The sequence below is a fragment of the Stenotrophomonas sp. STEN147 genome, from assembly GCF_056757995.1.
In genome coordinates, this window is record NZ_JBRRCG010000036.1 from 1 (window position 1) to 3328 (window position 3328).

The 3328-nt window shown below is 53.6% G+C and carries 2 rRNA genes; both read right to left on the bottom strand.

The features are described 5' to 3' along the window. Nucleotides 1–13: 13 nt before the first annotated feature. Nucleotides 14–128 (bottom strand): 5S ribosomal RNA (gene rrf, locus ACVOKU_RS18510). A gap of 126 nt (nucleotides 129–254) precedes the next feature. Continuing rightward, nucleotides 255–3134: ribosomal RNA gene (locus ACVOKU_RS18515) — 23S ribosomal RNA — on the bottom strand. Between the last annotated feature and the right edge of the window lie 194 nt (nucleotides 3135–3328).

The following is a 3328-nucleotide window of genomic DNA, read 5'->3' on the forward strand; positions in this document are numbered from 1 at the left end:
TTTTGGGTATAAACCCTGGCGATGACCTACTCTCGCATGGCTTGAGCCACACTACCATCGGCGCAGCTGCGTTTCACTTCCGAGTTCGGGATGGGATCGGGTGGTTCCACAGCGCTAATTTCACCAGGGAGGCTTTTGGAGAGTCGCACTCGTCCCGATGGGACAAGGCGCCAGCCTCGCATAGTTCTTGTGACGTAGCGTGCACTTGGATGCTCTTACGACGCTGTCGTAAAGCCAAGGCAACTTGAGGTTATATGGTCAAGCCGCACGGATCATTAGTATCAGTTAGCTCAATACATTGCTGTACTTACACACCTGACCTATCAACCACGTAGTCTACATGGTTCCTTCAGGGGGCTTGTGCCCCGGGAGATCTCATCTTGAGGCGCGCTTCCCGCTTAGATGCTTTCAGCGGTTATCGCTTCCGAACATAGCTACCCGGCAATGCCACTGGCGTGACAACCGGAACACCAGAGGTTCGTCCACTCCGGTCCTCTCGTACTAGGAGCAGCCCCTCTCAAATCTCCAACGCCCATGGCAGATAGGGACCGAACTGTCTCACGACGTTCTGAACCCAGCTCGCGTACCACTTTAAATGGCGAACAGCCATACCCTTGGGACCGACTACAGCCCCAGGATGTGATGAGCCGACATCGAGGTGCCAAACACCGCCGTCGATATGAACTCTTGGGCGGTATCAGCCTGTTATCCCCGGAGTACCTTTTATCCGTTGAGCGATGGCCCTTCCATACAGAACCACCGGATCACTAAGTCCTAGTTTCCTACCTGCTTGATCCGTCGATCTTGCAGTCAAGCACGCTTATGCCTTTGCACACAGTGCGCGATGTCCGACCGCGCTGAGCGTACCTTCGAGCTCCTCCGTTACTCTTTAGGAGGAGACCGCCCCAGTCAAACTACCCACCATACACGGTCCCCGACCCAGATAATGGGCCCAGGTTAGAACGTCAAGCACGACAGGGTGGTATTTCAAGGATGGCTCCACCACAGCTAGCGCCATGGTTTCATAGCCTCCCACCTATCCTACACAGACGAACTCAACGTTCAGTGTAAAGCTATAGTAAAGGTTCACGGGGTCTTTCCGTCTTGCCACGGGAACGCTGCATCTTCACAGCGATTTCAATTTCACTGAGTCTCGGGTGGAGACAGCGCCGCTGTCGTTACGCCATTCGTGCAGGTCGGAACTTACCCGACAAGGAATTTCGCTACCTTAGGACCGTTATAGTTACGGCCGCCGTTTACTGGGGCTTCGATCAAGAGCTTCGCCTTGCGGCTGACCCCATCAATTAACCTTCCAGCACCGGGCAGGCGTCACACCCTATACGTCCACTTTCGTGTTTGCAGAGTGCTGTGTTTTTGATAAACAGTCGCAGCGGCCTGGTTACTGCGACCCTCTTCAGCTATAGCTCGCACGAGCCACCAAAAAGGGTGCACCTTCTCCCGAAGTTACGGTGCCATGTTGCCTAGTTCCTTCACCCGAGTTCTCTCAAGCGCCTGAGAATTCTCATCCTACCCACCTGTGTCGGTTTACGGTACGGTCTGCGTAAGCTGAAGCTTAGGAGCTTTTCCTGGAAGCGTGGTATCAGTGACTTCGCCTTAAAGGCTCGTCTCGGTGCTCGGTCTTAAAGGATCCCGGATTTGCCAAAGATCCAAACCTACCGCCTTTCCCCGGGACAACCAACGCCCGGTACACCTAACCTTCTCCGTCCCTCCATCGCACTTACGCGAGGTGCAGGAATATTAACCTGCTTCCCATCGACTACGACTTTCGTCCTCGCCTTAGGGGCCGACTCACCCTGCGCCGATTAACGTTGCGCAAGGAAACCTTGGGCTTTCGGCGTGCGGGTTTTTCACCCGCATTATCGTTACTCATGTCAGCATTCGCACTTCCGATACCTCCAGCGGACTTCTCAATCCACCTTCGCAGGCTTACGGAACGCTCCTCTACCGCGCATAACAAAGTTATGCACCCCAAGCTTCGGTTCAGTGCTTAGCCCCGTTAAATCTTCCCCGCAGACCGACTCGACCAGTGAGCTATTACGCTTTCTTTAAAGGGTGGCTGCTTCTAAGCCAACCTCCTGGCTGTCTGTGCCTTTCCACATGGTTTTCCACTTAGCACTGAATTTGGGACCTTAGCTGTGGGTCTGGGTTGTTTCCCTTTTCACGACGGACGTTAGCACCCGCCGTGTGTCTCCCATACAGTCCGTCTCGGTATTCGGAGTTTGCAATGGTTTGGTAAGTCGCGATGACCCCCTAGCCATAACAGTGCTCTACCCCCGAGAGGATACATATGAGGCGCTACCTAAATAGCTTTCGAGGAGAACCAGCTATCTCCGGGTTCGATTAGCTTTTCACTCCTAATCACACCTCATCCCCTACCTTTGCAACGGGAGTGGGTTCGGGCCTCCAGTGCGTGTTACCGCACCTTCACCCTGGGCATGACTAGATCACCCGGTTTCGGGTCTACTGCCCGCGACTATGCGCCCTTATCAGACTCGGTTTCCCTTCGCCTCCCCTATACGGTTAAGCTTGCCACGAACAGTAAGTCGCTGACCCATTATACAAAAGGTACGCAGTCACTCCTTGCGGAGCTCCTACTGCTTGTACGCACACGGTTTCAGGTTCTATTTCACTCCCCTCTCCGGGGTTCTTTTCGCCTTTCCCTCACGGTACTGGTTCACTATCGGTCGGTCAGTAGTATTTAGCCTTGGAGGATGGTCCCCCCATGTTCAGACAGGGTTTCACGTGCCCCGCCCTACTCGTCTTCACTGGAATGGCCCTTTCAGATACAGGGCTGTCACCTTCTATGGCCGCTCTTTCCAGAGCGTTTTCCTAGAACCAATCCAGCTTAAGGGCTAGTCCGCGTTCGCTCGTCGCTACTGACGGAATCTCGGTTGATTTCTTTTCCTCTGGTTACTTAGATATTTCAGTTCACCAGGTTCGCTTCCAGCAGCTATGTATTCACTGCAGGATACCCGCAAGCGGGTGGGTTTCCCCATTCGGACATTACCGGATCAAAGCTTGTTGCCAGCTCCCCGATACTTTTCGCAGGCTGCCACGTCCTTCATCGCCTCTGACCGCCAAGGCATCCACCGTGTGCGCTTATTCGCTTGACCATATAACCGCAAGTTGCCTTGGGTCATATCTGATCCAGGGGTACAAAGCCTGGATACGAATATAACGACTCAATCAATAAAGAGACTTTCGTCTCTCGCCTTAGCCTCACGACACGTCTGATAGAACATCTCAAACGCTCGCTACGTCACAAGTTTTAAAAGAACACGTACCGGCCACAGTGCCGATGCGTATA